This window comes from Bartonella sp. CL162QHHD (assembly GCF_042195435.1).
GTDB lineage: Bacteria > Pseudomonadota > Alphaproteobacteria > Rhizobiales > Rhizobiaceae > Bartonella.
The window spans coordinates 1-2,175 of record NZ_JBHIOG010000062.1; the positions used below are offsets into that span (position 1 = coordinate 1).

Here is a 2,175-nt window from a genome sequence, read left to right on the forward strand (position 1 = left end):
TACAATAGAAGCAGGACGCGCTGTTAATATGCAAGCCCACAAAGGCAGCATCCATGGTGTTGGAGCCGATATTATTGCCGGCACAAACCTGATGCAAAGCAATGATAAACAGAGTGGAAATATCACCATGGGAGCAGGTGAAGATATCACTTTTGAAAGTGCGCAAAATACGCAAAGCACACAAAACCACACGCAAAGCGCTTCGATGAATGTTGGGTATAGTTATGGTACCGGTGGTCCAGGGTGGATGGGGAATGCTTCTTTTGGTAAAGGCAAGGGTTCCAGTGAGGAGGTTCACCAGAAGAACAGCCATATTATTGGCACCGGCACAGTTCACACAAACAGTGGAGAGGATACCACATTGGCAGGTGCTGTGGTTTCTGGAGAGCGTGTAGAAATGGAAGTAGGAGGTGATTTTACCGTTGTCAGCCGCAGTGATACGGGACAAAGTTCCAGCAAGCAAGACTCTTTTTCTATTGGGTTTAATGGTGGAAAAAAGGATGATGCAGCCACAACCAATATTTCNATAAATCCTCTAGCGATTATCACAGTGTTGTGGAGCAATCAGGCATCAAAGCCGGTGATGGCGGTTTTAAGATCAACGTTAAAGATAAAACAACGCTGACCGGAGGACTTATTTCCAGCACAGCCTCGGCGGACAAAAACAGCCTGACCACAGGAAGCATTAGCACCAGTGATATCAGCAACAGTGCGCATGCTCAAGCCAGCAGCCATAGGTTTAGCATTTCTGGTGGCGGTGCTTTGCAACAGGGGAAATATGGCATCATAAAAAATATTGCTAAAAATGCTTTAAGTCATGGAAAAGCCAAGGATGCAGCAGAAGGGGAAACAAAATCTGCTATCAGCGATGGGACTATCATCCTTACTGATATAACTGGACAGAGGGCGATGGGGCAAGATGCTGGACAAATCATTGGCTCTCTCAACCGCAACACCGCTACAGCCCACCAAGCAGTAGAACAGCTAGATGTCGCATCGCTTGAGGGGGTAGTACATAATCGCGTAGATATGATCAATGATTTATCGGATGAAGGATTTAATATCTTTGAACAGGGCTTTGTAAACATGTTTATCAAAGAGCATTATCTGGCTACCGTGGATCACGATGAAAATGGCAATGTGATCTATGCAAAAGATGAAAATGGAGATCCTATAAGAGACAGTCATGGAAACCCGCAGCCGCAATATCATTATTTAACGCCTGAAGAACAACAGAATTTACAAAAAGGTTCTGATGGCAAGGTTCATGTTTTTCTCAATGGTATTCTTACAACACCAGATGACGCAGCCCATAATGCGGTTCAGTTGGCTGATAACAAGAATGATCCACACTATTTTCTGATGTTCCCTCATAGCGATTCGCGCTTGGTAGATTTGTTCATTGCAGGGTATCAGTATGCTCTAGAAGGTAAGTTGGGTATTTTGACCAATTCGACGAAGAAGTACCAGAATCTGTTGTATAACAAAGTTCTATGGATTACCTAATCGTACGCCAATTTATTCAAAATATTCAGGGAGGAAAAAATGAAACAAATCTTGAAATTATTAAGCGGAATAGTTTTGGTTAGTGTAGCTGGATGTAACATTGATAAGCCTTCTCTAGGGGCTCTGAGTATGTGGGAGAAACCTAGTGCAGATTTTACGGAGATAGGAAAAGCATTGTTAGAATGTGGTATGCCAACCCCTTATGATGTTTTTCCAGAAAACCAACAGCAGAGTATTAATGCGAAAGCAACAGTTGATGCTTGCATGGTTCAAGCAGGATTCCGCTATAAAGATCAAAGAGGGGGGGGTGGTGTTATACTTTTAAAGAGAAAAACTTGCCGATTTGTCGTCCAGGTGCTGTCATACCACAGCGCAGTGTCAAGAAGCGCTTGAACAGCCCTTTTTGTAAAAAGTATAAAAATGCACCTGAATGCAAGCCTTAAGTTTTGCTATTGGTGATGATCAACAATCCGCCATCCTTGCCTTCGCTTGGAATGGCGGGATTGTTTCCTCAACCAACCATTTCAATATTGTTCACCGTTGTTTAAACAGCGGTGACAGAAAATATCAACAGGCTTATGAGCTCTATTTTATTGTAAATAAATCCATTGAAAGAGGGGAAGAATGAAGAAAATCTTAAAACTGTTGAGTTGTATAGCTCTGTTAAGT

The 2,175-nt window shown here is 42.7% G+C and carries 1 protein-coding gene and 2 pseudogenes; all 3 read left to right on the top strand.

Annotated elements, in window-relative coordinates; genetic code table 11:
• Positions 1 to 1,482: pseudogene (locus tag ACFILD_RS06910) on the top strand (hemagglutinin repeat-containing protein); the annotation flags it as partial.
• Between the two features lie 63 nt (positions 1,483 to 1,545).
• Positions 1,546 to 1,949 (top strand): annotated as a pseudogene (locus ACFILD_RS06915) (hypothetical protein).
• Positions 1,937 to 2,134 (top strand): hypothetical protein, encoded by a 198-nt coding sequence (locus ACFILD_RS06920; RefSeq protein WP_375664343.1) that lies wholly within the window; start codon positions 1,937 to 1,939, stop codon positions 2,132 to 2,134. Before ACFILD_RS06915 ends, ACFILD_RS06920 begins: the two are co-directional and overlap by 13 nt.
• Positions 2,135 to 2,175 lie beyond the last annotated feature (41 nt).